Annotated in this window: 1 protein-coding gene and 1 pseudogene; both read right to left on the bottom strand. The window is 44.2% G+C overall.

The features are described 5' to 3' along the window. Window positions 1-201: hypothetical protein (locus EYB48_RS19330; protein ID WP_235935311.1), on the bottom strand; the 201-nt coding region annotated here is incomplete at its 3' end. A gap of 348 nt (window positions 202-549) precedes the next feature. Next, window positions 550-1,011: pseudogene (locus tag EYB48_RS18970) on the bottom strand (IS66 family transposase); the annotation flags it as partial.

Here is a 1,011-nt window from a genome sequence, read left to right as displayed (position 1 = left end):
AGTAATACCTGGCACTGATTGGGGGAGGTTTACACGAACAATTACATTATTTTGAGGGGAAACAAAAAAAACTTTAGCCTTACCTGAATCACTAACGTCCAATGAGGATTGTGCCATAGCTATATTTGAGAAACTTAATGAAATCAATAATCCAATAGTCAAACATGTACTGGAGCCAAAGTTGAATGAAATATTTTTCATATTTAGATACCTCTGTTGATGTTTTGAGATTTTGCAAAAAATTCTTGCCCTTATTAGTCTTCGCTCAGCAAATAACGTTACAACAAATTGCCATTCTTAACCTATTCATTAAGTCAATCAGCTCCTCTGAAATTAAATCCAAGTAGTTTCTAAGCTTCCAAAACAAGTATCTGGAATATCGACTTACCATATCCCAATTACTCGAGATAAAGTACACTGCAATAACAGTATTGGTCTAATGCGTTGAACGCATGGCATTGCGTAGCAGCGTGCACGAGCTATTCGTCCAAAGTCTTGGTTCGGCGAAAAGTNTTCTGATATGGATGATGGAAATGATTGAGCAAGCTTCCAGTTGTGTGGAAGTAGTTCGCCGATGCGACTGAATGATTGTAATGGTAGTCTTTCCAGCACGTCCTTCATGTACCCGTAAGGATCGTGACCGTTGAGCCGGGCTGAATGGATCAGACTCATGATCGCCGCCGCACGTTTTCCTGCGCGCAGGCTGCCAGCGAACATCCAATTTTTTCGTCCCAATGCGACCGGACGAATCTGGTTCTCAACCCAATTATTATCAATCGGCACCTGAGGATCGTTGAGGTAATGGGTTAACGCCGACCTGCGATTTAAACTGTAGTCGATTGCCCTGAATGTAGCACCGCCGCCAGGGACTCGCTGGCGTTGAACCAGTAACCATTGATGTAGTGCGTCTGCAACTGGCTTAGCTTGCGTTTGACGAATGGCTAAGCGTTGCGCCGGGGCGAGCAAGCTGACTTCCCGTTCCACAGCGTAGAGTCGTGCGTATAAATCCAG

It is taken from the genome of Cognatundibacterium crateris (assembly GCF_010078235.1).
Classification (GTDB): Bacteria; Pseudomonadota; Gammaproteobacteria; order Burkholderiales; family Burkholderiaceae_D; genus Undibacterium; species Undibacterium crateris.
The sequence above is the reverse complement of the archived record's forward strand: the minus strand, read 5'-3'. Positions and strand labels throughout refer to the sequence as shown.